The organism is Stenotrophomonas sp. 10L48, assembly GCF_056395105.1.
Genome location: NZ_JBFTIX010000012.1, coordinates 49,886 through 75,119, shown reverse-complemented (window position 1 = coordinate 75,119; position 25,234 = coordinate 49,886). Strand labels below are relative to the sequence as shown.

Genomic DNA, 25,234 nt, shown 5'->3' with positions numbered 1-25,234 from the left:
TGCGACGGGGCGCCAATGGTAGCGGTTTACGCGGGCGGTCGCCGCGTGACCTTGGTCATGCCACCCCGCCGGTAGTGCCGGCCAGCGCTCAATGTACTTCGTCGTGGTACACGAACTTGGGCATTTCCCAGCGGTAATGGATCGCCAGCAGACGCATGGCGAAACCACCGCCCAGGCAGCACAGGATCGCCGTGGCATCGGCCACGCCCCAGTGCAGCAACAGCAGATACACCGCACCGGTCAGCAGCGAGATGATGGCGTACAGCTCCTTCTGGAAGATCAACGGCACCTCGTTGCAGAGGATGTCGCGCAGCACGCCGCCGAAGGCGCCGGTGAGCATGCCGGCGATCAGCACGATCGGGAGTGCATGGCCGGCCTCGCGCGCGATCGAGCAGCCGATCAGGGTGAAGGCGATCAGGCCCAGGCCATCGAGCACCAGGAAGGTGCGGCGGAAGTGGTGCATCCAGCGCGCCACCCAGGTGGCGATCAGTGCGGCGCACACAGTGAAACCGAGGTACTCCGGGTGTTTCACCCAGCCCAGCGGATAGTGGCCGAGCAGGATGTCGCGCAGCGAGCCGCCACCGAGGGCGGTGACACAGGCGATCATGACCACGCCGAACAGGTCCATGCGGCGGCGGCCGGCAGACAGGGCACCGGTCATGGCTTCGGCGGAAATGGCGATAAGGTAGATGATGGACAGCAGCATGGGACAGGCTCCGGGCGCGGTGGGGCCGGCCATGCGCACATACCGCCACTGCCTGCGCAATGACGGGATGACGATGACCGGTGCCGCTCCCGCTGTCCTTTTGCCTGAGAGTTCAGCGGCGTGAGCCGCGTGCCCCTTCGGCGGATCGTCCCGGGCGTGCCCGGTGACCTCTCTCCAGCTCGGCGAGTCGAATGCATGGTTGGTGGGATTCCAGCCCACCGGCCTGAGCGATCATGGGAGCCTGCGCCTTCGGCGGGCGCCAGCGCGGCGCCTCTCTCCTGCATTCGGTCGCCAGTATATCCGCTGCAGTGCAGCACGGCATAATCCGGCCATGGTTTCGCCCTCCCGCCCGTGGTTCCTGTACCTGCTCGAATGCCGCGACGGCAGCTATTACGCCGGCATCAGCACCGACGTGCAGGCCCGCTTTGCTGCTCACCAGGCCGGCAAGGGGGCCCGCTACACCCGGTCGCGGCCGCCACTGCGGGTCCTGGCGGTGCGTGAGTACCCGGACCGGGCAGCGGCCTCGCGTGCCGAATGGGAGCTCAAGCGGCAGCCGCGCGAACGCAAACTGGCGTGGCTGTTGCAGTAGATCCACGCCATGCGTGGATGGGGCGCATCCGGCCATGCCATGATCGCCCAGCCCTCAGCGCTGGAGACCCGGATGTCCACCGTTGCCCTGTTGTTCGCACTTTCCGCAGCAGCAAGCCCTGCCGCCGACGCCGCCACGATCGCAGCCATCGATGCCACCTGCCACGACTACGTCGACGGTCAACTGGAAGCCGACCCGCAGCGCGTCGCCCGTTCCCTGCATCCGGACCTGGCCAAGCGCGCGGTGCTCGGTGATACACCGGACGAGCGCCTGGGCCTGCGCCGGATGTCGAAGGAAGAGCTGGTTGCGCTGACGAAGCAGGGCGCGTTGAAGACCCCGAAAGATCAATGGGATCGCCGCTGCACGGTGCTGGACGTGACCGGCAACGCCGCATCGGTGCGGCTGGAAACCCCGTGGTTCGTCGACTACTTCCACATGGGCCGCTTCGAGCAGCGCTGGGTCATCGTCAACGCGCTGTGGTACCCGAAGCCGAAGGCGGAGTGACGCATGCGTGCTGCGGGCCGTGCATGGATCGCGCTACTGCTGTTGCTGGCCTTCGTTGACCTGCTACCGGGGCTGTTGTACCTGCTTGGGCTCGCTTGGGTGGAGGGCTGGCCGCAGCCCGCCGACCGCGCGCCCAGTGGTGTGGCGGCATGCAGCAGTGAGCCGCGCATGGGGCACCAACCGATCAACCCCTGGAGCTTCACCGCGCAGTTTTTCGACAAGGATGCGATGAAGAAGAAGGTGCCGGATGTCGAGCGGGAGGCCTACTGGATTGCCCGCCGCCACCTGTGGCGGCAGCCGCAGCACGACATGCTGCGCTGGCACCTGAGCAGCACCGCGTTGGCGATCTGGATCACCCGGCATTGGAGTGCCGCACAGATTGCCGATACCGCGAGGAAGGAAGATTTCTGCCGGGCATGGTCGAAACGGCGTGTGCCCGGCGGCCCGATGAAACGGTGAATCCACGGCATGCGTGGCTACGCTCCCTGCGGCCTGCACAGAAATTCATCCACGCATGGCGTGGATCTACTGTGCCGGTCGAGGATGTGCCCGCGGCACTACCTACCGCGAAGATTTCTGCCGGACATGATCCAGGCCCGATGAAGCAGTAGAGCCACGCCATGCGTGGCTGCGCTCCATGCAGCCTGCGCAGAACTTCATCCACGCATGGCGTGGATCTACTGTGTCGGTCGAGGGCGCTCGCCGCGCTACCTACCGCGAAGATTTCTACCGGACATGATCCAGGCCCGATGAAGCAGTAGAGCCACGCCATGCGTGGCTGTGCTCCATGCAACCTGCACAGAAATTCATCCACGCATGGCGTGGATCTACTGTGTCGGTCGAGAGGTCACGCATGGCGTGGATCTACCGCTTCGGTCGCCGGTCTTCGCGGTCATCGCCGAAGATGATCCGCGCGCTGCGCTGGTAGCTCCAGTACGCCACCGCCCAGTTCAACAGCACCACGACGCGGTTGCGGAACCCGATCAGGAAGAACACGTGCGCGGCCAGCCAGAACCACCAGGCCAGCACGCCGGACAGCTGGAGCTTGCCCAGGTGCACGATCGCGGCCATGCGGCCGATGGTGGCCAGGTTGCCGAAGTCGGCGTACTTGAACGGTCCGGGTGCTGCCTTGCCATGCAGGCGCGCGCGAATCACGTCCGCCACGTACTTGCCCATCTGCTTGGCGGCAGGCGCAACGCCCGGTACCGGCTTGCCGTTGGCCTGGTTCAGCGCAGCGAGGTCGCCGGCCACGAACAGTTCCGGGTGACCAGACAGGGTTAGGTCGGGCTGCACCTGCACGCGACCGGCGCGGTCCAGCGGCACGTCCAGCGTGCGCGCCAGCGGTGAGGCGGCCACGCCGGCGGCCCAGACCACGGTGCGCGCGGGCACGAAGTGGTCGCCCAGCTTGAAGCCCTGTCCATCGATGTGGCTCACCGGCGTGCCGGTCATCACTTCCACGCCCAGCTTTTCCAGCTGTCGGCGTGCCTTCAGCGAAAGCACTTCGGGGAAGGTGGACAACACGCGCGGACCGGCCTCGACCAGCCGCACCTTGGCGCTGGCCGGATCGATGTGGCGGAATTCATTGCGCAGCGTATGCCTGGCGATTTCCGCGAGGGTGCCGGCCAGCTCGACCCCGGTCGGGCCACCCCCCACCACGGCAAAGCTCAGCCATGCCGCCTTCTTTTCCGGGTCCGGCTCGGCTTCGGCGCGTTCGAACGCCAGCAGCAGTTTGCGGCGCAGGGCGATGGCATCGTCCAGGGTCTTCAGGCCGGGCGCATCGTCCGCCCATTCGTCGTGGCCGAAGTAGGCGTGGGTGGCGCCGGTGGCCAGCAGCAGGCTGTCGTAGTCCAGCGTGCTGCCATCGGCCATGCGTACCTGGCGGGCCTGCTTGTCGATGGCCACCACTTCGCCCAGCCGCACCTCCACGTTGCGCTGGTGGCCGAGGATGTGGCGCAGCGGTGCGGCGATATCCGGAGCGGACAGCCCAGCGGTGGCCACTTGGTAAAGCAGCGGCTGGAACAGGTGGTGGTTGCGACGGTCGACCAGGGTGATGCGTATGCGTTCGCGGGCCAGCGCACGGGTGGCCCACAGGCCGGCGAAACCGCCGCCGACAACGACCAGGTGGGGGACGCGATCACGACTCATCGACTCACTCCAGGGGGGCATGGGGGAAGTGCCTGGCATCTTCGCACGGTCGCTCCTTGTCACGTCAGCGTGCATCGGGATCGGCGATACTCGGGTTCAGGCAACTGCCCGTGAGGAGTCCATGAGCGAACCGGAAAAGCGCATCGCCCTGTTGATCGACGCCGACAATGCACCGGCCTCGAAGATCGACGAAGTCCTGGCCGAGGTCGCGCGCTACGGTGTGGCCAACGTCCGCCGTGCCTACGGCAACTGGAAGAGCCCACGACTGAAGGGCTGGGAGGCGGTGCTGCACGAGTACGCGATCCGCCCGATCCAGCAGTTCGCCTACAGCAAGGGCAAGAACGCGTCGGACATGGCGATGGTGATCGACGCGATGGATCTGCTGTACGCGCGCAACCTCGATGGCTTCGCGATCGTGTCCAGCGATGCCGACTTCACTCCGATGGTGATGCGCCTGCTGACCGATGGCGTAAAGGTGTATGGCTTCGGCGAAAAGAAAACGCCGGAACCCTTCGTCAACGCGTGCTCGAAGTTCACCTACCTCGAAGCGTTGGGCCAGACCCACGCCAGCGTGCAGGATGTGGAGCAGGCAGCGAACGAACAATCATCGAACGGACAGGCGCCCAGCGAGCAGGCCACCAGCGATGATGCGCGCCCACGCAAGAGCGGGGCGGAAATGCGCAGCGATACGCGCCTTGTGAAGATGCTGCGCCGTGCGGTGTCCTCGGCAGAAGGCGAGGATGGCTGGTCGCACCTGGGTCCGGTCGGCAGCCAGATCGGCAACCAGGCCTCGTTCGATCCGCGCAACTACGGTTACGGCAAACTCAGTGACCTGCTGGCGGCGATCGGTTTGTTCGAACTCAAGAAGGACGGTAAGTCCTCCTACGTACGCGCGCTGCCGAAGAAGAACCGGTAGCGCCGGGCGTTGCCCAGCGTGTGCCGGTCGCGCAGCACTGCAGAAGACATGGTGTGGCTACAGCGTACGTGCGCTGGAGCCGGCATGGCCTTCCGCAAATCCGTTGGCGAAGTCTTCAACGCCATTGAAGGCCAGCAGCAGCACGCCGGCGCACAGCAGCATGTTGCGGTTCGAGCGCCGGTACCCGAGCACCAGCATCACCAGTCCTGCTGCCAGAAGCGTGTAGTTCACTGCATCCCATGCGGTCATGTCGTCTCTCCCTGTGGATGGGCGTATCGTAGCGGCTCCGCGCCATCGCGGCGCACTGCTGCACGCAAGGAAACCCGCATGTTGAAGATCTGGGGCCGCCGCAATTCCAGCAACGTCCGCAAGGTGCTGTGGTGCGCCGAGGAAATCGGCCTGCCGTACGAGTCCATCGAAGTGGGTGGCAGCCACGGTGGCACGCAGTCGCCGGAGTACGTGGCGATGAACCCGAACGGCCTGGTGCCGGTGATCGAAGACCACGGCCTGCCGCTGTGGGAGTCGAACACCATCGTGCGCTACCTCAGTGCGCGCTATTCGCTGGGCACGCTGTATGCCGAAGATCCGATGGAGCGCGCCCAGGCCGAAAAGTGGATGGACTGGAGCACCTCGCGGATGGCGCCGCTGTACTCCGAACTGATCTGGGGCATCATGCGCACCGCACCGGCCGACCGCGATGAGGCGCGCATCAATGCAGCGATCGTGCGCGCGGGTGATTTCCTGGCGCTGCCCAACGCAACCCTGGCCAAGCAGCCGTGGCTGTCGGGCGACACGTTCGCCATGGGTGACATCGCGTTGGGCTCGTTGATCTACGCCTGGTTCGAACTGCCGATCCAGCGCCCGGACCTGCCGCACCTGGCCGAGTGGTATGCACGCCTGCGCGAACGTCCGGCGTACCAGCGCGGCGTGATGTCACCGATGACGTAAGCGAAGGCGCGACGTTCGGGGTCAGAGCCCTTTTCTGCGGAAAGGGATCCGACCTCAAGCCATCGGGGTCGGATCCCACCCAGCGGGTGGGCTCTGACCCCAGCGTATTGCCCTCAGTACAGATCCGTCGGATCCACATCCAGCGACCAGCGCACCTTGCGTGCCTCCGGCAGCGCGTACAACTGCGGCACCAGCTGTGCCAGTACCCCATGCAGCGGCGGCCGCTGTGCCGCCGACAGCAGCAGCTGCGTTCGCTGATAACCGGCACGGCGTGGCATCGGCGCCGGCATCGGCCCGTAGGCCTCTACCATGTCCTGTTCACCCAGCAGTTTCCGCGCAGCGAGCAGGAACGCGTTGGCATGCTCGACCTGCTGTGCTTCGGCACGCATCAATGCCAGGTGCGCGAATGGTGGAAAACCTGCCGCCTGGCGCTGGTTGAGTTCGGCCTGGGCGAACGGGTGGTAGCCACCGTTGACCAGTGTCTCCAGCAGCGGATGGCCCGGATGATGGGTCTGCAGCCACACTTCACCCGGATCGCGCGCGCGACCGGCGCGGCCGGCTACCTGGATCAGCTGCTGCGCCAGTTTTTCGCTGGCGCGGAAATCGGCCGAGAACAGGCCTTCGTCGATGCCCACCACCACCACCAGCGTCAGCTTGGGCAGGTCGTGGCCCTTGGCCAGGATCTGCGTGCCGACCAGGATGCCGGGCGCGTTGCCGAGCTTGGCCAGCTGCTGCTCCAGCGCATCGCGGCGGGCGGTGGTGCCACGGTCGATGCGCACCACCGGGAAATCGGCGAAGGCACTGACCAGGTGTTCTTCCAGCCGCTCGGTGCCGATGCCCTGTGGCTGCAGGGCCAGGCTGCCGCAGGCGGGGCAGGCCAGTGGTGCCGGCTGCCGCGCACCGCAGTGATGGCATTGCAGGCGACGGCCACCGCCATGCACGGTCATCGGTGCATCGCAGCGGTTGCAGGGTGCGGTCCAGCCGCAGTCGTGGCACAGCAGCACCGGCGCATAGCCGCGGCGGTTCTTGAACACCAGCACCTGCTGGCCACGCTGCAGGTGTTCGCCGATGCCGGCCAGTACGTCGGCGGAAAGGCCATCGCGCAGCGGACGCTTGCGGACGTCGAGGATGCGCACGCGCGGCGGTCGGGCATCACCGGCGCGCTGTTTCAGGCGCAGGTGCGCATAGCGGCCGGCATAGGCGTTGTGCAGGGTTTCCAATGACGGCGTGGCGCTGCCCAGCAGCACCGGAATGCCCTGCGCCTTGGCCCGCACCAGAGCGAAATCACGTGCATGGTAGCGGATGCCGTCCTGCTGCTTGTAGCTGCCGTCGTGCTCTTCGTCCACGATCAGCAGGCCGGGCTGCGGCAGCGGAATGAACACCGCCGAACGCGTGCCCACGATCACCCGTGCTTCGCCGCGCGAGGCCGCAGCCCAGACCCGCGCGCGTTCGTTGTCGGTCAGCCCCGAGTGCAACGCGTGCACGGCGATGCCGAGACGGCCGCGGAAGCGCGCCAGGGTCTGCGGGGTCAGGCCGATCTCGGGCACCAGCACCAGGGCCTGCCTGCCCTGCGCCAGGCAATGGATGATGGCCTGCAGGTAGACCTCGGTCTTGCCGCTGCCGGTCACCCCGTCCAGCAGGAATGCCTGGAAGCTTTCGGCGGCGGTGATCGCGGCCACCGCTTCGGCCTGCTCCGCATTGAGGGTGGGGCCGGGCAGGGGCTGGGCGTGCTGCGGCGCCACGCTCAGGGCGATGCGCTCGGCCAGGTCGCGCTTGCCCAGGCTGCGTGCGGCCACCCGCCAGTCCTGCATGCGTGCGGACAGGACATCTTCGTCCACCACGGCTTCGGCCAGCAGCTCGGCCAATTGCCGCGGTCGGCTGCCGGCGCGCAGCTTCTCGCGCTGGGCATGGCCTTCGGCTGTCAGCTGCCAGCCCCAGTGATGGGTGTCGGGCAGCGGTTCGCCATGCCGCAGCGGGCCGGGCAGGGCGGTGCTCAGTACTTCGCCCAAGGGGGCGTGGGTATAGCGGGCCAGCCACTGCAGGCTCTGCCACAACTCGCCCTGCAGCAGTGGTGTCGTGTCACACCAGGCCAGTGCCTGGCGCAGGCCCTGGCTGTCCTCGGTTTGCCCGTGGCCGGCCACCACGCCGATCAGTTCGCGGTTGCCGAACGGCACCTTCAGCCGGCAGCCGACCGCTACCGTCGGGCCTTCGCCCTGCGGTGGCAGGTAGTCGAACAGGCGCGGCAGGGGCACGGGCAGGGCGACCTGCAGGGTCGGGACAGGGCCGGATTCAGGGGCGAGCATCGGGTCAGTGTAACGGCCCATGCGAGGGCGCATGGCAGTGGCAGATGCGACTGGCATGCCCTCCGGCGAATCATAAATGTCACCTAAATATCGGTGTCTATTGGAGATTCAGTCTTATCCACATCTTCTGTGGATAAGTCTGTGCGTTAGCGGCTCATGGCGCCGTATGAGGCCGATGGTGACGGCCTCACGCTTCGGTTGGTCAAAAAATAGCCACACTTTAAATGCAATTGAAATCAATAACTTAAGTGTGAAACATTGCTGAAACAGGGTGAATTCAGCCATTCACGCAGGAATCGCCCGGTTCCCGCGTGGTGCTGTGCACAACCTGCAGCAGAAAGCGTCTGCAATCGCAAGTCCTGCCGGGCAGTGATGGGCTGCCGCTATCATGCCGGCAGACCTTTGGAGTGACCGATGACGGCTGTGCCCGCCCCTGTTTCCTCGACCGCGGCCGGCGCGCTGTCGGCATTTCTGCGTGGCGTCGAACGCCGTGCCTTGGTCGTGGCCGAACTGCAGTGCGGTGACCCCGCCCGTGCCGAACAGACGCTGGTGGCGGTGATGCGCGCCTTCGCCGCGGTCGCCAGCGACCTGCCGATGGCGCAGTGGCCCAGCCGCTTCTGGACCCTGCTGGGCCAGCGCCAGGCGCTGCGCGAGCCGGCCACCGGTCAGTGGCCACCTTCATTGGCCGCGCTGGGCGAGATGGCCCCCTTGCCGCGGCTGGCCTTGCTGCTGCGGGTGGGGGGCAGCCTGGACGAAGGCATCGCCACCCGCGTTCTGGATGTCGACGACGAAGGCTATCAGCGCCTGTTGGCCACGGCCTGCCCACGCGATGCCGATGGCCAGCCCGACGCCGCTGCATGGCGCGCTCTGGCCGAACAGGTGCAGCTGCGTGTCCGCGACCTGCCGGCCAAGCGCCTGCAGCAGCTGCAGCAACCGTCCGCGCCAGCGGCCAACAACCAGGCGCCTGCGTCCAGCTGGCGTGCACCGCCGCGCGACGAACGCGCATCTGCAAGCGGCAAGCGTCGCCGCCCCAATGCCAAGCCGCGCTGGCGTGGCCCGGTGATCCTGTTGATCACCGTGGCGGTGCTGCTGCTGGCTGCGTTGGGCTGGCGCCATTGGCAGGGCCGTGCGCTGACTGCCGATGGCCCCCTGCCCGAAGGCGTGGTGGGTGAGGCCGGGCCGGTCACCGTCGAGGCGCTGCCAGCCAGCGATGTCCGCCCCGCTGCGGGCAGCGATGCGCAGGCCAGCGAAGATGCCGCGATGCTGGCCGACCGCGATTACCCGCTGCTGGCCGAGGCCGACATGCATGCCTGGAGTGCCGCCGGTGGCCCGTTGCCGGTGGACGAGTCACAACCCAAGCCGACCCGTCCGGAACCGGTCGGCGCAGCGCTGGAAACCTCTGCTGCCGATGAATAAGCTCCTCTTCGCCGGCCTGCTGCTGGCCCTGCCGCTGTCGCTGGCGGCCGCTCCGCAATCAGTGAACGTGCCGCTGCCCGCACCGTCGGCAACACCGTCGGCCGCGCCCACTGCGGCGGCGGCATTCGCGCAACTCGATCCCGCCCAGCAACGCCAGCGTCGCAGCGACTACGCCGCGTGGCGCGCCCTGCCGGAGGGCGAGCGCGAGCGCATCCGCCAGGCCGCCAGCCGCTTCGCCGCGTTGCCGGCCGATCAGCAGCAACGGCTGCGCGCGCAGTTCCAGGCACAGGACCAGGCCTTCCGCGAAGGCTGGCGGCTGGGCCCGCAACTGGGCGCCGAGTTCCCCAAGCTGCACGGCCTGTTCGGCTTCGTACCGCCGCAACAGCGCGATGCCGTGCTTGCCGTGCTGCGCCAGCTGAGTCCGTCGCAGTTGGCGCAGCTGGCCCTGGTCGCCCAGCGCACGCCGCCGCAGGAACGCGACAGCGTACGCAGCGCATTCCTGACGGTCCCCGCCGCCGAACGCGACACCTGGCTCAAGCGCCAGGCCGGCCAATAAGCGAAAAGGGGACGGAGGGAATTAAGTCGTTTCTGGCGCGACTGTGCCGGATACGACTTAATTCCCTCCGTCCCCTTTATGGGGCAGTCATGGGAATGACCGCCCGGCGCGCGTAAGATGGCCGGCCGCAACCCGGTGCCTGTGCCCTTCGCGCGCAACCGTAGTTCGCGTCAAGCACCTTATGTCTACTGCAACCTCCACGCCGCGCTTCAGCAAGGAAGTCGGCGCTACCGGTCTGCTTGCCCTGCCGCTTGTGCTCGGGCACGTCTCCACCGGTCTGATCTCCTTCGTCGACAACGTGATTGCCGGCCACCATGCGACATCCACCCTGGCCGCAGTGACCATCGGCACTGCGCTGCTGTGGCTGCCGATGCTGATCCCGATCGGCACGCTGATCTCGCTCACCGCCTCGGTGTCGCAGCTGCATGGCGCTGGCCGTGAGCGCGAGATCGGCCCGCTGTTCCGGCAGGCGCTGTGGCTGGCGCTGGGCCTGGGCCTGATCATGTTCACCTTCCTCACCGTGGTGCCGCCGCTGCTGCCGGCATTCGGCATCGCCCCGGACATCGTGCCCGGCGCAACGGCCTTCCTGCATGCGGTGCGCTGGGGTGGCCCGGCGCTGACGCTGTACTTCTGCATGCGCTATCTCAGTGAAGGCATGCATTGGACGCTGCCGACCATGCTGCTCGGTTTTGGTGGCCTGCTGGTGCTGGCGCCGATGGGGTACGTGCTGGCCAACGGCAAGCTGGGCTTCCCGGAAATGGGCGCTGAAGGCCTGGGCATCGCCTCGGCGGTGATGATGTGGCTGCAGGCGATCGCCTTCGGTACCTACCTGTGGTTCACCAAGCGCTTTGCCCATCTGCAGCTGTTCTCGCACTTCGAGGGGCCGCGCTGGTCAGCGATCTGGGACCTGCTGCGCACCGGCCTGCCGATCGGCATCACCGTGCTGATGGAAGGTGGCCTGTTCATCGTCACTGCATTGCTGATTGGTCGCCTGGGCGCCAATGAAGCGGCCGCGCACCAGATCGCGATCAACGTGGCGCAGCTGTGCTTCATGATCCCGATGGGTGTGGCCGAGGCGACCACCGTGCGGGTCGGCCATGCGGTTGGCCGTGGCGATGGCTTCGGCGTGCGCCGTGCGGCGTGGGCCGGCTACGCGATCATCATGGGTACGCAGACGCTGTCGGCGGCGGCACTGCTGTTCGGCCACGACGCCATCGTCGGCGTCTACACCAACGACCTGGCCGTGGCCGGGCTGGCCTCGACCCTGCTGCTGTACGCGGCCACCTTCCAGTTCCCCGATGGCATCCAGGTGCTGTCGGCCGGCGCGCTGCGCGGCCTGAAGGACACCCGCGTGCCGATGTTCATCGCCATGTTCGCCTACTGGGGCCTGGGCATGCCGCTGGGTGCCGGGCTCGGCCTGGGCCTGGGCATGGGGCCGCAGGGCATGTGGATCGGCCTGATCGTCGGCCTGACCGCCGCCGCCATCCTGATGGGCTGGCGCCTGAGCCGCAGCAGCAAACGCATTGGCCAGTCCACGCTGGCCTGACATCACGCCGGTCCCGGGCAACCGTGACTGGCGATCCCCTGACTTGTGTCCGATGCTGCCTCACGCGGCACCGGCTATGCTGTTACCACGGCAAGAAGCCATCCGGAGTGCTCCATGAACCAACCCGTGCCGCCGCTGCCCCCGGCGAACCGCAATCCTGTCGCCAGCTTCTTCATCGGGCTGTGGGACGTGATGAATTTCACCCGCCGGTTGATCCTCAACCTGGTGTTCTTCGGCCTGTTGCTGCTGGTGCTGGTGATGTTCATCGTCGCTGCGGGCATGGGCGCAGGTGCCAGCAAGGCGCTGCAGGACCGCACCACCCTGGTGATCGCGCCGGAAGGCCGCCTGGTCGAGCAGTACAGTGCCGATCCGGTCAGCCGCGCGCTGGCCAAGGCCGTCGGTGACAACGGTGCCGAGGAAGTGCAGCTGCGCGATCTGATCCGGGTGATCGAGAGCGCGCGCGATGACAAGAAGATCGAGCGGGTGGTGCTGGAACTGGACAAGCTGCAGCCGTCCGGTTTCGCCTCGCTGCGCGAAGTGTCCGCCGCGCTGCAGGACCTGCGCGCCTCGGGCAAGCAGCTGGTGGCCTTCAGCGAGAGCATGGGGCAGTCGCAGTATCTGCTTGCCGCACAGGCCGACGAGGTCTACCTGGACCCCATGGGGTCGGTGGTGCTGGAAGGCCTGGGTCGCTACCGCCAGTATTTCCGCACCGGCCTGCAGGACAAGCTGGGCGTGGACGTGCACCTGTTCAAGGTAGGCGAGTACAAGTCGGCGGCCGAGCCGTACGTGCTCGACGCGGCGTCGCCGGCGTCCAAGGAAGCCGATCTGTTCTGGATGAACGATGTGTGGCAGCGCTACCTCGGCGATATCGCCAAGGCCCGCCGCCTGGATCCGGCACAGCTGGCGGCCGGTATCGACACCCTGCCTGAAGGCGTCGCTGCCGCTGGCGGCGACCTGGCCAAGTTCGCCCTGCAGCAGAAGCTGGTGACCGCGCTGAAGACCCGCGAGGAATTCGAGGATCTGATGATCGAGCGCGGCGTGGCCGACGAAGACGCCGACGGTGGTTTCCGCAACATCGATTTCGGCACCTACATGGCCCAGCTCGATGCGCGCCGCAACCCGGTTGATTCGCGTCCGCAGGTCGCGGTCATCGTGGCCTCCGGTGAAATCAGCGGCGGCGATCTGCCGGCCGGCCGTATCGGTGGTGAATCGACCTCGGCGCTGCTGCGTGCGGCCCGCGACGATGACGACGTCAAGGCCGTGGTGCTGCGCGTGGATTCGCCGGGCGGCGAAGTCTACGCCTCCGAGCAGATCCGTCGCGAAGTGGTGGCACTGCAGGCTGCCGGAAAGCCGGTGGTTGTGTCCATGGGTGACCTCGCTGCGTCCGGTGGTTACTGGATCAGCATGAACGCCGATCGCATCTATGCCGATCCGTCGACCATCACCGGTTCGATCGGCATCTTCGGCATGATCCCCAACTTCAGCCGTGCGCTGGACAAGTTCGGCGTGCACACCGATGGCGTCGGCACCACCCGTTTCGCCGGTGCCTTCGATGTCACCCGGCCGATGGACCCGGCCGTGGGCCAGGTCATCCAGTCGGTGATCAACAAGGGCTATGCCGATTTCACCGGCCGTGTTGCCGAGGCCCGCAAGAAGCCGGTCGAGGCGATTGACGAAGTGGCCCGTGGGCGCGTCTGGAGCGGTGCGCAGGCCAAGGAGCGCGGTCTGGTCGATGCCTTCGGTGGCCTGAAGGACGCCGTGGCTGACGCTGCTGGCCGGGCCAAGCTGGGCGCGACCGACAAGTACCGCGTGCGTTACATCGAGAAGGCGGCGACGCCGTTCGCGCAGTTCGTCAGCGGCTTCGCTGGCAGCCACGCCGGCGCCTGGATGCTGGCCGATTCCGGCGTGGGCCGGATGATGCTGGCGCGCACGATGCCGGAAATCGATACGCAGCTGCGCTTCGTTGAGAACGCGGCCCGCGAGAAGGGCAACGGTGCACCGGTGAAGTCGCTGGCGTATTGCTTCTGCGGGTTCTGATGGCCCATCCACGCATGGCGTGGATCTACTGAATGCACAACGCCCGGCCTTGGCCGGGCGTTGTTGCATGCGGGGTTCTACTGCGCGTCGGCCTCTGCCTTGCGCTCGCGTTCGGCCGCCTCGTCCAGTGTCTTCTGCACGGACTTTGCGCGGTCCAGCGGTTGATTGATCGCCTTGGCCATCGCCTGCGGTTGCGGTGGTCGTTCGGGATTGGGCGGTGCAGGGCGCTGGCACCCGGCCAGCGCGACGGCCGACAGCAGGACGGGAATCAGGACGCGCATGGCAGCTCTCCACGAGGGACGTGCAGCCAGTGTCGCATCCCGGGCGACGGACGGTCGTGAGCGCGTATCCTTGCCGCATCGAAACACAGCGGGCGCGGCCCCGGAGGACATATGACCCAGCAACGGTGGCGCCTGGATGGGCAGACGGCCCTGATCACCGGTGCCAGCGCCGGTATCGGCCTGGCGATCGCGCATGAACTGGCCGGTCTCGGCGCCGATCTGATGATCGTCGGCCGCGACCTGGACATGCTCGAGAGTGCTCGCGACGAACTGCTGGATGTGTATCCGCAGCACCAGGTGCACGCCTTGGCCGCCGATGTGTCCGACGACGAAGATCGCCGGCAGATCCTGGACTGGGTCGAGGACCACGCCGACGGCCTGCACATCCTGGTCAACAATGCCGGTGGCAACATCACCAAGCCCGCCACGGAGTATTCCGAAGACGAGTGGCGCGGCATTTTCGAGACCAATCTGTTCTCGGCGTTCGAGCTGTCGCGCTATGCGCATCCGTTGCTCGCGCGACACGCTTCATCGGCCATCGTCAACGTCGGCAGCGTGTCCGGCCTGACCCATGTGCGCAGCGGCGTGGTCTATGGCATGACCAAGGCGGCGATGCACCAGATGACCCGCAACCTCGCGGTGGAGTGGGCCGAGGATGGCATCCGGGTCAATGCAGTGGCGCCGTGGTACATCCGGACCCGTCGCACTTCGGGCCCGCTGTCCGATACCGACTACTACGAGGAAGTGATCGGACGCACGCCGATGCGGCGCATCGGTGAGCCGGAGGAAGTGGCCTCGGCCGTGGGCTTCCTGTGCCTGCCGGCATCGAGCTATGTCACCGGCGAATGCATCGCGGTGGATGGCGGCTTCCTGCGCTACGGGTTCTGACGGGACCACCCGCTGCGAATCGGCAACCACGGCGGGCGTGGATGCTCTACTTCGGCACGGGGCAGTCGCTGGCTTCCAGCACGGCCTGCAGGCGTTCGCGTTCGCCGCGGGCTGCCGGTTGGTTTTCGGGCGCAGCAAAGCGCTCGCGACCGCGTGCATCGCGGAAGCGCTGCTGCCAGCTGCCGCAGCGCTGCGCTTCGGCCACTTCAGTGCAGCGGTCCCTGACCACCTCACAGCTGGCGGCGTTCACCGGTGTCGCTCCGCCCAGGCCCTGCACGTTCAACAGTTCGCAGCGGCCTGGTGCAGCCTCGTACTCATGCAGGTACGAGCTTCCCTCGCTGCTGAGGCATTGATAGATCGCCGGCAGCGGTGGCTTTGACGGTGTGTTGCCATCCCCCGACGTGGCGTCGCTCGAACGTGGCAGCACCGCGCTGTCGAGTATGGCGTCGCCGCCTTCGTGCTCGACCATGCGTGCTTCCATGATCGTTCGGCCCTCACGTGGCTGCGTAGCGGCAGGCTCGGTGGCGGCGTCCACGGACGGCATCGCTGCAGGCGTCGGAGCGGGGCTGTTCTGCACCGGCGCAGCGGGTGCTGCAGCGGCTGGCGCAGGGACGCGCTGGATCTGCTGGCGGGTGCCGGCGGGGCAGGGGGTGCGCTGCAACGTAGGAACATCGCTGCTGCCCATGCAGCGGTAGATCACCATATCGTCGGCCAACGCGTTGCCGGGCAACAGGGCCATGGCCAGCCAGATCAGTCTTTTCATGCGATCAGCCTACAGCGGTGGTCCATGCCCGGGTAGTTGCCAACCTTGGTTGGCACCCGCAGTGCCCATGCCGTGGTAGTTGCCAACCTTGGTTGGCACCGTTGTTTGCCAGTGCCCACCAAGGTGGGCGTCTACCAAAGCGGGGGCACAGCCCCAGCGCAGGGCTCAGATGCCCCGGTAGTTGCCAACCTTGGTTGGCACCGCTGTTTGCCAGTGCCCACCAAGGTGGGCGTCTACCAAAGCGGGGGCACAGCCCCAGCGCAGGGCTCAGATGCCCCGGTAGTTGCCAACCTTGGTTGGCACCGTTGTTTGCCAGCGCCCACCAAGGTGGGCGTCTACCAAAGCGGGGGCACAGCCCCAGCGCAGGGCTCAGATGCCCCGGTAATTGCCAACCTTGGTTGGCACCGCTGTTTGCCAGTGCCCACCAAGGTGGGCGTCTACCAAAGCGGGGGCACAGCCCCAGCGCAGGGCTCAGATGCCCCGGTAGTTGCCAACCTTGGTTGGCACCGCTGTTTGCCAGTGCCCACCAAGGTGTGCGTCTACCAAAGCGGGGGCATAGCCCCAGCGCAGGGCTCAGATGCCCCGGTAGTTGCCAACCTTGGTTGGCACCGCTGTTTGCCAGTGCCCACCAAGGTGGGCATCTACCAAAGCGGGGGCACAGCCCCAGCGCAGGGCTCAGATGCCCCGGTAGTTGCCAACCTTGGTTGGCACCGTTGTTTGCCAGTGCCCACCAAGGTGGGCATCTACCAAAGCGGGGGCATAGCCCCCAGCGCAGAGCTCAGCCGCCGCAGTCCTGCGCCAGCCGCGCGTCGATGCCACGCTGCTCCCTGCTGATCGCGGTGCGCTCGCTCTGCAGCGCGCTGTTGTAACGCCGGTCCAGTTCCCAGCGACGATCACGCAGGCGTGCGCACACTTCCTGCGGGGGCAGGGCGTGGCAGGTATCGCGCACCAGGATGTTGCCGGCAGGCACGTTGACACCGACGCCCACTGACGGCGGGCGATACACCGGAGGCCCGCCGCCGATGGGGGTACCGATGGTGTTGCCGCTGCCGGCCGGACGCGGCCCCGGATGCGGTCCGGGGTACGCACCGCCAGGATGACCATGCGGGTACCAGACCGTCGTCCACAGCGGCACCCAGCGCGGATTCCCTTCGTTGTTGTCGCTGGTGTAGCGGTCGCCGTCTTCACTCACGCATTCGTACATCGGCTGTGGCGGCTGGATGTAGACATGGCGCACCTCGCGCTCGCGCATCGCTGGCGTCTGCACCGATGCGGGCGGCGCGGCCTCGGTGCTGACCACCCGTGGCGGCGGGTCGCGCGGCCGTTGCAGGTCGCGCACTTGCTGGCGGCCGGCCGTGCAGGGCTTGTCCTGCAGCGCGACGGCACCATTGCTGCCGACGCAGCGGTAGACCCGCACGTCGTCGGCGGCAAGGGCCGGCAACGACAGCAGCAGGGCCAGAGACAGGACAGCGCGCAGCAGGGTCATGGGCGCAGCGTGCGCGATCGGCAACACCGACGCAATGGACCTGTCAGGACCGCAGTACGTTGCCACTGAGCGCGTCGCGGATCGGCGTGGGTTGGGCCAGGCCGCCGGTCTGCCCATCGAGGATGCCGTCGAGCAGGCGCAGCAGGCGAGCGTCCAGCTCTTCGCGGCTGCGCGCGGGGGGCTCGCCGGCAAGGTTGGCGCTGGTGGAGACCAGGGGGCCACCCCAGGCCTGGCACAGGGCTGCTACCAGGGGATGGGCGCTGATTCGCACCGCGATGCCGCTGTGTTCGCCGGTGATCCAGCCGGGCGCGCGCGTGCCGGCGGGCAGGATCCAGGTGTTGGCGCCGGGCCAGCTGGCGAGCACTGCGCGCTGGCGTGCATCGGGCAGCGCCTGCAGGCGCACCCAGCCCTGCAGCTGCGACAGGTCAGCGGCCACCAGGATCATGCCTTTCTCGATCGGGCGCTGCTTCAGTCGCAGCAGCGTGTGCACCGCTGCCTCGTGCGCAGGATCGCAACCCAGGCCCCAGACCGCTTCGGTCGGGTAGGCAATCACCCCGCCACTGCGGAGCGTGGCGACTGCGGTGTCCAGTGTGAGTTCTTTCATGGCGGCGACCGGGCCCGGCGTGGGCCTTCATTATCCCCCCGCTGCGTGCAGAGCGGGTGGAGCGGTGGGGGCGGACCGTGGGTCCGCTCACCTTGGCAGATCATCCACGCATGGCGTGGATCTACTTGGCAGCCTTCTTGACCGCCTTCTTGACGGCCTTCTTGACGGCCTTCTTTGCCGGTGCCTTCTTGGCCACGGACTTCTTCGCAGCCGCCTTCTTGGCCGGCGCCTTCTTGGCAGCAGCCTTCTTCGGCGCGGCTTCCTTCTTCACTGCCGCCTTCTTTGCCGGTGCCTTCTTGGCGGCGGCCTTCTTGGCGCCGAAGCCCTTGCGCACCGGCTTGCCGGTTTCTTCCATCAACTGCTGCACCTCGGCCAGGGTCAGCGATGCCGGTTCACGATCCTTGGGGATCTTGCCGTTCATCTTGCCGTCGCTGATGTACGGGCCGAAACGACCGTTCAGCACCTGGATGTCGCTGCCCTCGAACTCCTTGATGATCCGGTTGCGCGCGATTTCTTCCTTCTCTTCGATCAGGAACACGGCGCGGGCCAGGTCGATGGTGTACGGATCGTCTTCCTTCTTCAGCGAGGCGTAGGTGCTGCCGCGCTTGGCGAACGGGCCGAAGCGGCCGATGCCGACGCTGACGTCCTCGCCCTTGTCCTCACCCAGCGCGCGCGGCATCAGGAACAGTTCCAGCGCGTCTTCCAGGGAAATGGTGTGCATTGACTGGCCCGGCCGCAGCGAGGCGAACTTGGGCTTGTCCTCGGCATCCTCGGCGGTGCTGCCGATGGCCGCGTACGGCCCGAACCGGCCCAGGCGCACGCTGACCGGCTTGCCGGTCTTCGGGTCGGTACCCAGTTCGCGCGCACCACTGGCCTCGGCACGGTCGACCGATTCCTTCTTGTCTTCGACCAGTTCCTTGAACGGTCCCCAGAAGCGCGACATCAGCGGAATCCACTCTTCCTCGCCACGCGAGACGGCATCGAGCTCGTCCTCCAGCTTGGCGGTGAAGTCGTAGTCGACGTACTGGGTGAAGTGGCTGGACAGGAACTTGGACACCGCACGGCCGACATCGGACGGGCGGAAGCTGCGGCCTTCCATTTCCACGTACTTGCGGAACAGCAGGGTCTGGATGATCGAGGCGTAGGTCGAAGGACGACCGATGCCGTACTCTTCCAGCGCCTTCACCAGCGCCGCTTCAGTGAAGCGCGGCGGCGGCTGGGTGAAGTGCTGGTCGGCCACGATGCGCTCCAGCGGCACGCGGTCGCCCGGCTTCATCGCCGGCAGCTTGCGGCCTTCATCGTCATCCTCGGCGCTCTTGCTGTCCTTGCCTTCCTCGTACACGGCCAGGAAGCCGGGCACCACCACCGTGGTGCCGCTGGCGCGGAACACATGTTCGCTGCCGGCCGACAGGTCCACGCTGACGGTGTTGAGCGTTGCCGGGATCATCTGGCAGGCCACCGCACGCTTCCAGATCAGTTCGTACAGCTTGCGCTCGTCGTCGGTCAGGAACCGCGCGACCTGGGCCGGGGTGCGCAGTGCCGATGTCGGGCGCACCGCTTCGTGCGCTTCCTGGGCGTTCTTGGACTTGGTCTGGTAGGTGTTGGGCTGGTCGGGCAGCGAGGCGATGCCGTAATCACGGGCAATCACGTCGCGGATTTCAGCCAGCGCGTCCTGCGACAGGTTCACCGAGTCGGTACGCATGTACGAGATCAGGCCGACCGTGCCTTCGTCGCCGCCGATGTCCACGCCTTCGTACAGCTTCTGCGCGACCTGCATGGTCTTGCGCGTGGTGAAACCGAGCTTGCGCGAGGCTTCCTGCTGCAGCGTGGAGGTGGTGAATGGCGGCGCGGGGCGGCGCTTGCGCTCCTTGCTGGCCACGTCTGTGACATGCAGGGCGCCCTGTGCGGCCTGCTGGATGCGCAGGCGGGCGGCCTCGGCGGTGTCGCCGTCGGTGACGGTGAACTGCTCGAACTTCTGCCCGTCCAGCTTGACCAGCTTGGCGTTGAAATGCTGCGAGGGGTGCGCGCACTCGGCGGCGATCGACCAGTACTCGCGGGCGATGAAGGCTTCGATCTCTTCCTCGCGCTCGACGATCATGCGCAGCGCCGGGCTCTGCACGCGGCCTGCCGACAGGCCGCGCTGGACCTTGCGCCACAACACCGGCGACAGGTTGAAACCGACCAGGTAGTCCAGCGCGCGGCGCGCCTGCTGGGCGTCGACCAGGTCGCTGGCGATCTCGCGCGGCTGGCTGATGGCTTCCTTGATCGCGCGCGGGGTGATCTCGGTGAACACCACGCGCTGCATCGGCTTGTCCTTGACCAGCCCGCGCTCCTTCAGGATCTCGGCGATATGCCAGCTGATCGCTTCACCCTCGCGATCCGGGTCGGTCGCCAGCAGGATGTCGTCGGCGCCCTTTGCGGCCTTGGCGATCGCATCGACATGCTTTTCGTTCTTCTCGATCACGTCGTAATGCATGGCGAACCCGTTGTCCGGGTCAACCGCGCCTTCCTTCGGGATCAGGTCACGCACGTGCCCATACGAGGCCAGGACCGTGTAGTCCTTGCCGAGGTATTTGTTGATCGTCTTGGCTTTGGCCGGCGATTCAACGATGAGCAGGTGCTTGGGCATGGCAGCAGGGTCTGTGGGTAAGCCGCGGGGAAGGGCCGCTAGGGTGGAGCAAACGGCCGCATTAGTGAAGCGGCCACGGGCAAATCAATAAACTGAACGCCCGGGACTGTGCCGGGCGTTCAGGTTTCACCTTATTAGAGGAATCACGCCCGGCCTGCCATTGTCAAGCAGGGGGGCGTGAGGATGGCCGTCCGCGACGGCGCATTGGCCCTCGATCCGCGATCACGACGCCATGTTGGCGATGACGCCGACGGCGAAGATGATCGCGGCGAAACCGGCCAGCATCAGCAGGCCGCCCAGCACCAGGATCACGATGGTCACCGTGCCCATCTCGCGGCGCTGCAGCTGCGGCTGGTCGGTATAGGCCCAGCGGTCGACCACCACCGTGTCGCAGATCAGGTCATGCAGGCCCTGCTTGCGCTCGGTGAAGGCGGCCATCAGGTAGCCGATGCACAGTGTCAGGCCACTGAGGATGGTGGCGAAATAGCGGCCGATGCTGCGGCCCAGGGTCAGGCGATCGCCATTGCCGCGCACGACCTTGATGCCGATGGCCATCTTGCCGAGGGTGGCACCGCCGCGGGAGGCATGGAACCAGCCGTAGTAAGCGGCGGCGATGAACAGGCCGGCCAGGCCACTGATCAGCTGGGTGACCACTTCAACCGCTGTTTCGCCGCTGCCGGCAGCACCCATGCCCGCGCCGAGCACGAAGCCCAGTACGCCACCGACCACGCCGCTGGGAATCAGCAGGACGAAGTAGTCGATCAGGTAGGCGGCAAAGCGCTTCCAGAAGCCGGCATAGACCACCTCGCCGCCATGCACCGGCTGCGAGTAGTCACTGCCGCCTGCACCGGGCGCGGTGTACGGCGAGCTGCTGAGGGCGCCGGTGCCCGGCAGGGGCGCGGTGCCGTTGTCGATCGCGGCGTAGTCGTTGCGCAGGTCGAAGCCACCGGTGGCGGTGGACGTGCTGGCATCGGCCAGGGTCTGCAGGCCCAGCTCTTCCACCATCTGCCGCAGCGGCGCCCACTGCCCCATGCCTTCGCGCCAGACCAGGGTGTCCAGGTTCAACTGGCCACGTTGGAAGCGCTGGCGGATCTCGGTGACCTCCAGCGGTCCCTGGCGTTGCTGTCCTTCGGCGTAGTACCACTCAGTCATTGCATGTCCCCTGTTGGGTCGTCCTTGGTGGGTTGCCCGATGCGCGGCTCAGCCGCGGCATTGCGTGGGCAGATACTTGTCGTCGCTTTCGCCGCTGCATTCCCAGCGCCCGCTGTCGCGGTCGTATTCGAGCCAGAGCAGGTCGCCATCCTGGCTCTTGCCGGGAACCGCCAGCGTCGCTTCGATGCCGCAGTGGCCATTGTTGAAGCGGCCGATATGCACGGCCGACAGGCCCTGGCCTGCGAATTCGTCCGCCGCCGGGAAGCCGGCGTCGTTGGCGCCCGGGCAGCGGCCCTGGTCATCGGCGAAGTGCTGGACCTTGTCCTTCAGCGGCTGCAGCACGGTGACCGCGCCGGCGACCTTGGCCTTGATGGTGTAGTCGTTGTAGGCCGGCAGGGCGATCGCGGCCAGGATGGCCAGGATCGGCACCACCACCAGCAGTGCGACGCCGCCGATGATGGCGGTCAACGCGCAGCCGGACAGGCCCTTCTTCGCGACCGGGGCAGCGTCCATCGGCGTGGTCGCGTACGGAGAGGCGGGGGGAAGGGTGGGCGGCAGAGGGGCGGCAGGCGGCGGCGGTGGTGCCGTGGCGGCTGCATCAACGGCGGGCACGATCAGGCCCAGTTCGTCGACCACGTTGCGCAACGGCTGCCATTGCGGCAAGCCGTCGCGCCATACGAGGGTGTCCAGGGTGATCTGGTTGCTGCGGAACAGCTCGATCAACTGTTCCGAGGGCAACGGGCCTTGCTGGCGGTTGCCTTCGGCATGGAACCACTCACTCACGGGGACGCTCCTGAATGCGCACGGTCCCCAAGTGTACGGTCAGTGCAGGGGTTCTGGCTCGTCCACGAACATCTGCGTTTCCATCCAGGCGTAGGCCGCCTCGGCGCCGGGCTGGTTGAACAGCACCATCAGCACGACCCATTTCAGGTCGTCCAGGTCCAGTTCGTCCTGGTCCAGGGCCATCGCCCGGTCCAGCACCAGCTCGCGCTGGCCGGCATCGAGGATGCCGTGCTGTTCCAGGTACAGCAGGAAACCACGGCACTCCACGTCAAGCTTGTCCAGCTCCGGGCCGTGATAGATGCGCACCGGGCCATCGACCCGGGCCTGGGCCGCGCTTGGGCGCTGCGCTGCCAGGGCATCGAGCCATTCGAATGCCTTGTTGATCTCAGTGGGGCTGAAACCGGCCTGGATCAGGCCATTCTGCAGTGAGTCGCGGTCACGGATCAGGTCCGCATCTTCGCTGAAATAGTGTTCAAACAGGTACAACAGTACATCCAGGATGCTCTCTTTCATTGCCCCTCGGCCTGCGTCGCGCGACGCTGTGGAGGTGAAGAAACTAGGGACGTCGACAGTAGCGGCCGTGTACGCACACCACGATCCCCGCAAGTTCCATGGCCAGCAGCATGGAGGACACCTCCGACGCCGTCAATCCACACTGCGTGATCAGTGAATCCATACTGATTGGGTCGTGCTCCAGCACCCGCCACAAGCGCTGGTAGTCAGCGTCGTTCGCCCAGCATGCCGGCAGGTCCGCCGGCGCTGCCTGTTCAGTGGGGGTGGCAAGCCGGGTTTGCAAGCCCGGAAGCTGGTGACGCAGTGCCGGGGCCAGCAGTTCCAGCACTTCTTCGGGCCGTTCGACCAGGGCAACCCCTTCACGGATGAGCCGGTGGCAGCCGACGGCGCGCGGATTGAGTACCGAACCGGGTATCGCGCAGACCTCGCGGCCGGCTTCGGCTGCCAGCCGGGCGGTGATCAGGGCGCCCGAGCGTTGTGCGGCCTCGACCACCACCGTGGCCAGGGCCAACCCGGCCACCAGCCGGTTGCGCGCGGGGAAGTGACCCGGCCGTGCGGGCGTACCTGGCAGGTACTCGCTGAGCACCGCGCCGTCGGTGGCGATTCTTGCCTGAAGGCGGGCATGGCTGGTGGGATAGGCGCGGTCCGGGCCAGTGCCTATCACCGCGAGGGTGCAGCCGCCTGCCTCCAGCGCCGCCTGGTGGGCGGCCGCATCGATGCCTGCCGCCAATCCACTGGTCACCGCCAGCCCGGCCTCGACGAAGCAGGTGGCAAACCGGGCGGCCAGGGCACGACCGGCGGGGGTGGGTGAACGGCTGCCGACCAGGGCCACCGCAGGACGCCAGGCGATGGCCGGATCGCCGGCAACGAACAGCGCCAGGGGCGGATTGGGTGCATCAAGCAGGAGGGGCGGGAAGGCTGGATCGTTGCAGGCCAGCAGATGATGATCAGGCTGCTGCAGCCAGCGCTGCGCCAGCGCGAGGGCGCGGGTGTCGGGACGCTCCAGCGCAGCGCATTGTTCCGGTGTGCAGCCGTGGGCCCGCCAGCCTGCAACACCGAGCGCCAACGCTGCATCCGCATTGCCGGTGGTCTGCAGCAGCGCGCGCCTGGGTGCCAGGGAACCAGCCGCGATCAACAGGCGCAGCAGCGCCTCATGTCCATGCTCAGTCATCCCCCGACTATCGGCCTCACGCAACAAAGGCGCCCTAGGGCGCCTTCGCGTATTGCTGTCAGGGTATCCCGGAGGTTGCCGGCCGATGCGGCCGGCACTCCCTGCCGAGGCCGGGCGGGGCCCGGCGCCGGATCATTTCGCGTCCGGATGCAGCGCGCTGTAGCCCACACGCACCGGCTTCACACCCTGCATCACCAACGCATAGCTGACGTTGTCGAAGGTGCGGAAGACCATGGCATGCGCGGCGTACTCATCCGGCAGGCTGACCCGGCCGGCGCCGGTGCTGATCGAGTCGTCCATGCGAGAGGACCCCGGGAACTTCATCCGGTGCGCCACGTGGCTGCCATGGCGCCACAGCGAGAACACGGTGCCGTTGTCCACGCCCTGGGCGCGACCAGCGGAAATCGCGATCACATCGCGCGGGCCGCCGGTAGTGAACATATCGGTGACTGCCAGCACGCGTACATCCACGCCTTCCACGCCGGCTGCGGGCACATGCGGGAAGAACTGCAGGTCGTACGGCGTGGCCTCGACCGGCACCAGGCGGTCGCCTGCACGTACTTCACGGCCGCCGCTGGCGTTGTCCAGCGCCAGGGTCGACGCTTCGGTCTTGCCGCCGGCCACCTGGGTGATGGTGCCGGTGCCGACCTGTGCCAGCTCGTAACCCAGCACGCCGCGGCGGTGGTTGGGCGCGCTGAAGGCCTTCCAGAGATTGCCGCTGCCCGGGGTGACGTCGCCGTTGGCGGTCAGGTCCTCGGTGGGCTTGGGCTGGGCGTAGCGCACGGTCGGGCGGACCACGGCCCAGCGCTGCCCGACCTGGGCGTCGGCCAGGCGCACATAGGCGGTCTGCCCACCGGTGGCGCGCAGGCGGTTGTCTTCCAGGCCGACCACATAGGGCAGCTGTTCGATGCTGTCGACCACGCTGAGCTGCTTCAGGAACGGCTCGACCTGGGCCAGCGGCACGCCGGTTACCGGGGCTTCCTGGCGCGGGCCGGGCTGGGCCGTCACGCGGTCCAGGTAGGCCAGGCTGAGGACGTCACCGGGATAGATCAGGTGTGGATTGGCGACCTGCGGATTGGCCTGCCATATCTCCGGCCACAGCCATGGTTTCTGCAGGAATCGTCCTGCGATGTCCCACAGGGTGTCCCCTTTGCGGACCACATAGGTGTCCGGGTGCCCGCCATTCACTTCCACGGCGGTAGCATAGGCAGCCACGGTCAGCATCGCCGCGGCGACGACCGTACGAAAACGAAGCAACATAGGTGTGAAGCCCTGATTCCCCAACAGGTTCGCGCACT

24 protein-coding genes and 2 riboswitches are annotated in these 25,234 nt (G+C 67.1%); of the genes, 10 read left to right on the top strand and 14 right to left on the bottom strand.

Annotated elements, in window-relative coordinates; genetic code table 11:
- Positions 1-88 precede the first annotated feature (88 nt).
- Positions 89-706 carry a trimeric intracellular cation channel family protein gene (locus AC1DCU_RS17935; RefSeq protein WP_442251676.1) on the bottom strand — a complete coding sequence of 206 codons (618 nt, stop codon included), beginning with the start codon at positions 704-706 and terminating at the stop codon, positions 89-91.
- Positions 707-790: 84 nt separating this feature from the next.
- Positions 791-894: riboswitch (glycine riboswitch) on the bottom strand.
- Positions 895-907: 13 nt separating this feature from the next.
- A riboswitch (glycine riboswitch) is annotated at positions 908-997 on the bottom strand.
- Between the two features lie 40 nt (positions 998-1,037).
- Between AC1DCU_RS17935 and AC1DCU_RS17930 the strand changes: the two genes are divergently transcribed.
- The 3 genes from AC1DCU_RS17930 to AC1DCU_RS17920 all read left to right on the top strand — a co-directional run bounded on the left by AC1DCU_RS17930 (position 1,038) and on the right by AC1DCU_RS17920 (position 2,258).
- The gene (locus tag AC1DCU_RS17930; protein WP_032952084.1) at positions 1,038-1,295 is read left to right on the top strand and encodes a GIY-YIG nuclease family protein; all 258 of its coding nucleotides are present in this window, start codon (positions 1,038-1,040) and stop codon (positions 1,293-1,295) included.
- A 72-nt stretch (positions 1,296-1,367) separates the two neighbouring features.
- Positions 1,368-1,799 carry a nuclear transport factor 2 family protein gene (locus AC1DCU_RS17925; RefSeq protein WP_032976471.1) on the top strand — a complete coding sequence of 144 codons (432 nt, stop codon included), beginning with the start codon at positions 1,368-1,370 and terminating at the stop codon, positions 1,797-1,799.
- 3 nt (positions 1,800-1,802) lie between these two features.
- Positions 1,803-2,258 (top strand): hypothetical protein, encoded by a 456-nt coding sequence (locus tag AC1DCU_RS17920; protein ID WP_032976473.1) that lies wholly within the window; start codon positions 1,803-1,805, stop codon positions 2,256-2,258.
- Positions 2,259-2,663: 405 nt separating this feature from the next.
- On the opposite strand, the gene AC1DCU_RS17915 is transcribed toward AC1DCU_RS17920, so the two are convergent.
- On the bottom strand, positions 2,664-3,944 hold the full coding sequence (locus AC1DCU_RS17915) for an NAD(P)/FAD-dependent oxidoreductase (RefSeq protein WP_032976474.1): 1,281 nt from the start codon (positions 3,942-3,944) through the stop codon (positions 2,664-2,666).
- 121 nt (positions 3,945-4,065) lie between these two features.
- Here AC1DCU_RS17915 and AC1DCU_RS17910 point away from each other — a divergent pair, with 121 nt between their 5' ends.
- Positions 4,066-4,860, top strand: coding sequence for an NYN domain-containing protein (locus AC1DCU_RS17910; protein ID WP_025879390.1), 795 nt, complete (start codon positions 4,066-4,068; stop codon positions 4,858-4,860).
- Positions 4,861-4,917: 57 nt separating this feature from the next.
- Here the strand turns inward: AC1DCU_RS17910 and AC1DCU_RS17905 are convergent, their stop codons facing one another.
- Complete coding sequence (locus tag AC1DCU_RS17905; RefSeq protein WP_032976475.1) at positions 4,918-5,109, bottom strand: hypothetical protein; 192 nt, start codon at positions 5,107-5,109, stop codon at positions 4,918-4,920.
- Between the two features lie 78 nt (positions 5,110-5,187).
- Here AC1DCU_RS17905 and AC1DCU_RS17900 point away from each other — a divergent pair, with 78 nt between their 5' ends.
- Positions 5,188-5,808: a glutathione S-transferase family protein gene (locus AC1DCU_RS17900; RefSeq protein ID WP_025879392.1), complete on the top strand. Its 621-nt coding sequence runs from the start codon at positions 5,188-5,190 to the stop codon at positions 5,806-5,808.
- Between the two features lie 113 nt (positions 5,809-5,921).
- On the opposite strand, the gene AC1DCU_RS17895 is transcribed toward AC1DCU_RS17900, so the two are convergent.
- Positions 5,922-8,111, bottom strand: a complete 2,190-nt coding sequence (locus AC1DCU_RS17895; RefSeq protein WP_032952166.1) for a primosomal protein N' — start codon at positions 8,109-8,111, stop codon at positions 5,922-5,924.
- 414 nt (positions 8,112-8,525) lie between these two features.
- Here AC1DCU_RS17895 and AC1DCU_RS17890 point away from each other — a divergent pair, with 414 nt between their 5' ends.
- From AC1DCU_RS17890 to sppA, 4 genes are all read left to right on the top strand, one after another.
- The gene (locus AC1DCU_RS17890; RefSeq protein WP_032976476.1) at positions 8,526-9,527 is read left to right on the top strand and encodes a hypothetical protein; all 1,002 of its coding nucleotides are present in this window, start codon (positions 8,526-8,528) and stop codon (positions 9,525-9,527) included.
- Positions 9,520-10,083, top strand: coding sequence for a DUF3106 domain-containing protein (locus tag AC1DCU_RS17885; protein ID WP_032976477.1), 564 nt, complete (start codon positions 9,520-9,522; stop codon positions 10,081-10,083). Before AC1DCU_RS17890 ends, AC1DCU_RS17885 begins: the two co-directional genes overlap by 8 nt.
- Positions 10,084-10,264: 181 nt before the next feature.
- Complete coding sequence (locus AC1DCU_RS17880; RefSeq protein WP_032976478.1) at positions 10,265-11,629, top strand: MATE family efflux transporter; 1,365 nt, start codon at positions 10,265-10,267, stop codon at positions 11,627-11,629.
- A 114-nt stretch (positions 11,630-11,743) separates the two neighbouring features.
- The gene (sppA, locus tag AC1DCU_RS17875) at positions 11,744-13,666 is read left to right on the top strand and encodes a signal peptide peptidase SppA (protein ID WP_312109865.1); all 1,923 of its coding nucleotides are present in this window, start codon (positions 11,744-11,746) and stop codon (positions 13,664-13,666) included.
- Between the two features lie 77 nt (positions 13,667-13,743).
- Here the strand turns inward: sppA and AC1DCU_RS17870 are convergent, their stop codons facing one another.
- Entirely contained in the window at positions 13,744-13,947 is a 204-nt protein-coding gene (locus AC1DCU_RS17870; RefSeq protein WP_346602952.1) for a hypothetical protein, read from the bottom strand.
- Between the two features lie 111 nt (positions 13,948-14,058).
- Between AC1DCU_RS17870 and AC1DCU_RS17865 the strand changes: the two genes are divergently transcribed.
- Positions 14,059-14,835, top strand: coding sequence for an SDR family oxidoreductase (locus tag AC1DCU_RS17865; RefSeq protein ID WP_025879399.1), 777 nt, complete (start codon positions 14,059-14,061; stop codon positions 14,833-14,835).
- Between the two features lie 46 nt (positions 14,836-14,881).
- Here AC1DCU_RS17865 and AC1DCU_RS17860 read toward each other — a convergent pair whose 3' ends face one another.
- The 9 genes from AC1DCU_RS17860 to AC1DCU_RS17820 form a co-directional block, all read right to left on the bottom strand.
- Positions 14,882-15,598 carry a hypothetical protein gene (locus AC1DCU_RS17860; protein WP_442251675.1) on the bottom strand — a complete coding sequence of 239 codons (717 nt, stop codon included), beginning with the start codon at positions 15,596-15,598 and terminating at the stop codon, positions 14,882-14,884.
- A 778-nt stretch (positions 15,599-16,376) separates the two neighbouring features.
- Positions 16,377-17,084 carry a DUF4124 domain-containing protein gene (locus tag AC1DCU_RS17855; protein WP_032976669.1) on the bottom strand — a complete coding sequence of 236 codons (708 nt, stop codon included), beginning with the start codon at positions 17,082-17,084 and terminating at the stop codon, positions 16,377-16,379.
- A gap of 43 nt (positions 17,085-17,127) precedes the next feature.
- Positions 17,128-17,688, bottom strand: coding sequence for an L-threonylcarbamoyladenylate synthase type 1 TsaC (tsaC, locus tag AC1DCU_RS17850; protein ID WP_032976670.1), 561 nt, complete (start codon positions 17,686-17,688; stop codon positions 17,128-17,130).
- Positions 17,689-17,809: 121 nt separating this feature from the next.
- Positions 17,810-20,317 (bottom strand): DNA topoisomerase I, encoded by a 2,508-nt coding sequence (locus AC1DCU_RS17845; RefSeq protein WP_442251674.1) that lies wholly within the window; start codon positions 20,315-20,317, stop codon positions 17,810-17,812.
- A gap of 222 nt (positions 20,318-20,539) precedes the next feature.
- Positions 20,540-21,469 (bottom strand): RDD family protein, encoded by a 930-nt coding sequence (locus AC1DCU_RS17840; protein ID WP_032976672.1) that lies wholly within the window; start codon positions 21,467-21,469, stop codon positions 20,540-20,542.
- A 48-nt stretch (positions 21,470-21,517) separates the two neighbouring features.
- Entirely contained in the window at positions 21,518-22,252 is a 735-nt protein-coding gene (locus AC1DCU_RS17835; protein WP_032976674.1) for a GYF domain-containing protein, read from the bottom strand.
- 39 nt (positions 22,253-22,291) lie between these two features.
- Positions 22,292-22,765 carry a DUF494 family protein gene (locus AC1DCU_RS17830; RefSeq protein ID WP_025879062.1) on the bottom strand — a complete coding sequence of 158 codons (474 nt, stop codon included), beginning with the start codon at positions 22,763-22,765 and terminating at the stop codon, positions 22,292-22,294.
- 43 nt (positions 22,766-22,808) lie between these two features.
- On the bottom strand, positions 22,809-23,936 hold the full coding sequence (gene dprA / locus AC1DCU_RS17825; RefSeq protein WP_032976675.1) for a DNA-processing protein DprA: 1,128 nt from the start codon (positions 23,934-23,936) through the stop codon (positions 22,809-22,811).
- Between the two features lie 132 nt (positions 23,937-24,068).
- Complete coding sequence (locus AC1DCU_RS17820) at positions 24,069-25,196, bottom strand: LysM peptidoglycan-binding domain-containing protein (protein ID WP_032976676.1); 1,128 nt, start codon at positions 25,194-25,196, stop codon at positions 24,069-24,071.
- Positions 25,197-25,234 lie beyond the last annotated feature (38 nt).

Coding starts and splice junctions, on each gene's coding strand:
- AC1DCU_RS17935 (WP_442251676.1), bottom strand. CDS start 706: ATGCTGCTGTCCATCATCTACCTTATCGCCATTTCCGCCGAAGCCATG.
- AC1DCU_RS17930 (WP_032952084.1), top strand. CDS start 1,038: ATGGTTTCGCCCTCCCGCCCGTGGTTCCTGTACCTGCTCGAATGCCGC.
- AC1DCU_RS17925 (WP_032976471.1), top strand. CDS start 1,368: ATGTCCACCGTTGCCCTGTTGTTCGCACTTTCCGCAGCAGCAAGCCCT.
- AC1DCU_RS17920 (WP_032976473.1), top strand. CDS start 1,803: ATGCGTGCTGCGGGCCGTGCATGGATCGCGCTACTGCTGTTGCTGGCC.
- AC1DCU_RS17915 (WP_032976474.1), bottom strand. CDS start 3,944: ATGAGTCGTGATCGCGTCCCCCACCTGGTCGTTGTCGGCGGCGGTTTC.
- AC1DCU_RS17910 (WP_025879390.1), top strand. CDS start 4,066: ATGAGCGAACCGGAAAAGCGCATCGCCCTGTTGATCGACGCCGACAAT.
- AC1DCU_RS17905 (WP_032976475.1), bottom strand. CDS start 5,109: ATGACCGCATGGGATGCAGTGAACTACACGCTTCTGGCAGCAGGACTG.
- AC1DCU_RS17900 (WP_025879392.1), top strand. CDS start 5,188: ATGTTGAAGATCTGGGGCCGCCGCAATTCCAGCAACGTCCGCAAGGTG.
- AC1DCU_RS17895 (WP_032952166.1), bottom strand. CDS start 8,111: ATGCTCGCCCCTGAATCCGGCCCTGTCCCGACCCTGCAGGTCGCCCTG.
- AC1DCU_RS17890 (WP_032976476.1), top strand. CDS start 8,526: ATGACGGCTGTGCCCGCCCCTGTTTCCTCGACCGCGGCCGGCGCGCTG.
- AC1DCU_RS17885 (WP_032976477.1), top strand. CDS start 9,520: ATGAATAAGCTCCTCTTCGCCGGCCTGCTGCTGGCCCTGCCGCTGTCG.
- AC1DCU_RS17880 (WP_032976478.1), top strand. CDS start 10,265: ATGTCTACTGCAACCTCCACGCCGCGCTTCAGCAAGGAAGTCGGCGCT.
- sppA (WP_312109865.1), top strand. CDS start 11,744: ATGAACCAACCCGTGCCGCCGCTGCCCCCGGCGAACCGCAATCCTGTC.
- AC1DCU_RS17870 (WP_346602952.1), bottom strand. CDS start 13,947: ATGCGCGTCCTGATTCCCGTCCTGCTGTCGGCCGTCGCGCTGGCCGGG.
- AC1DCU_RS17865 (WP_025879399.1), top strand. CDS start 14,059: ATGACCCAGCAACGGTGGCGCCTGGATGGGCAGACGGCCCTGATCACC.
- AC1DCU_RS17860 (WP_442251675.1), bottom strand. CDS start 15,598: ATGAAAAGACTGATCTGGCTGGCCATGGCCCTGTTGCCCGGCAACGCG.
- AC1DCU_RS17855 (WP_032976669.1), bottom strand. CDS start 17,084: ATGACCCTGCTGCGCGCTGTCCTGTCTCTGGCCCTGCTGCTGTCGTTG.
- tsaC (WP_032976670.1), bottom strand. CDS start 17,688: ATGAAAGAACTCACACTGGACACCGCAGTCGCCACGCTCCGCAGTGGC.
- AC1DCU_RS17845 (WP_442251674.1), bottom strand. CDS start 20,317: ATGCCCAAGCACCTGCTCATCGTTGAATCGCCGGCCAAAGCCAAGACG.
- AC1DCU_RS17840 (WP_032976672.1), bottom strand. CDS start 21,469: ATGACTGAGTGGTACTACGCCGAAGGACAGCAACGCCAGGGACCGCTG.
- AC1DCU_RS17830 (WP_025879062.1), bottom strand. CDS start 22,765: ATGAAAGAGAGCATCCTGGATGTACTGTTGTACCTGTTTGAACACTAT.
- dprA (WP_032976675.1), bottom strand. CDS start 23,936: ATGACTGAGCATGGACATGAGGCGCTGCTGCGCCTGTTGATCGCGGCT.
- AC1DCU_RS17820 (WP_032976676.1), bottom strand. CDS start 25,196: ATGTTGCTTCGTTTTCGTACGGTCGTCGCCGCGGCGATGCTGACCGTG.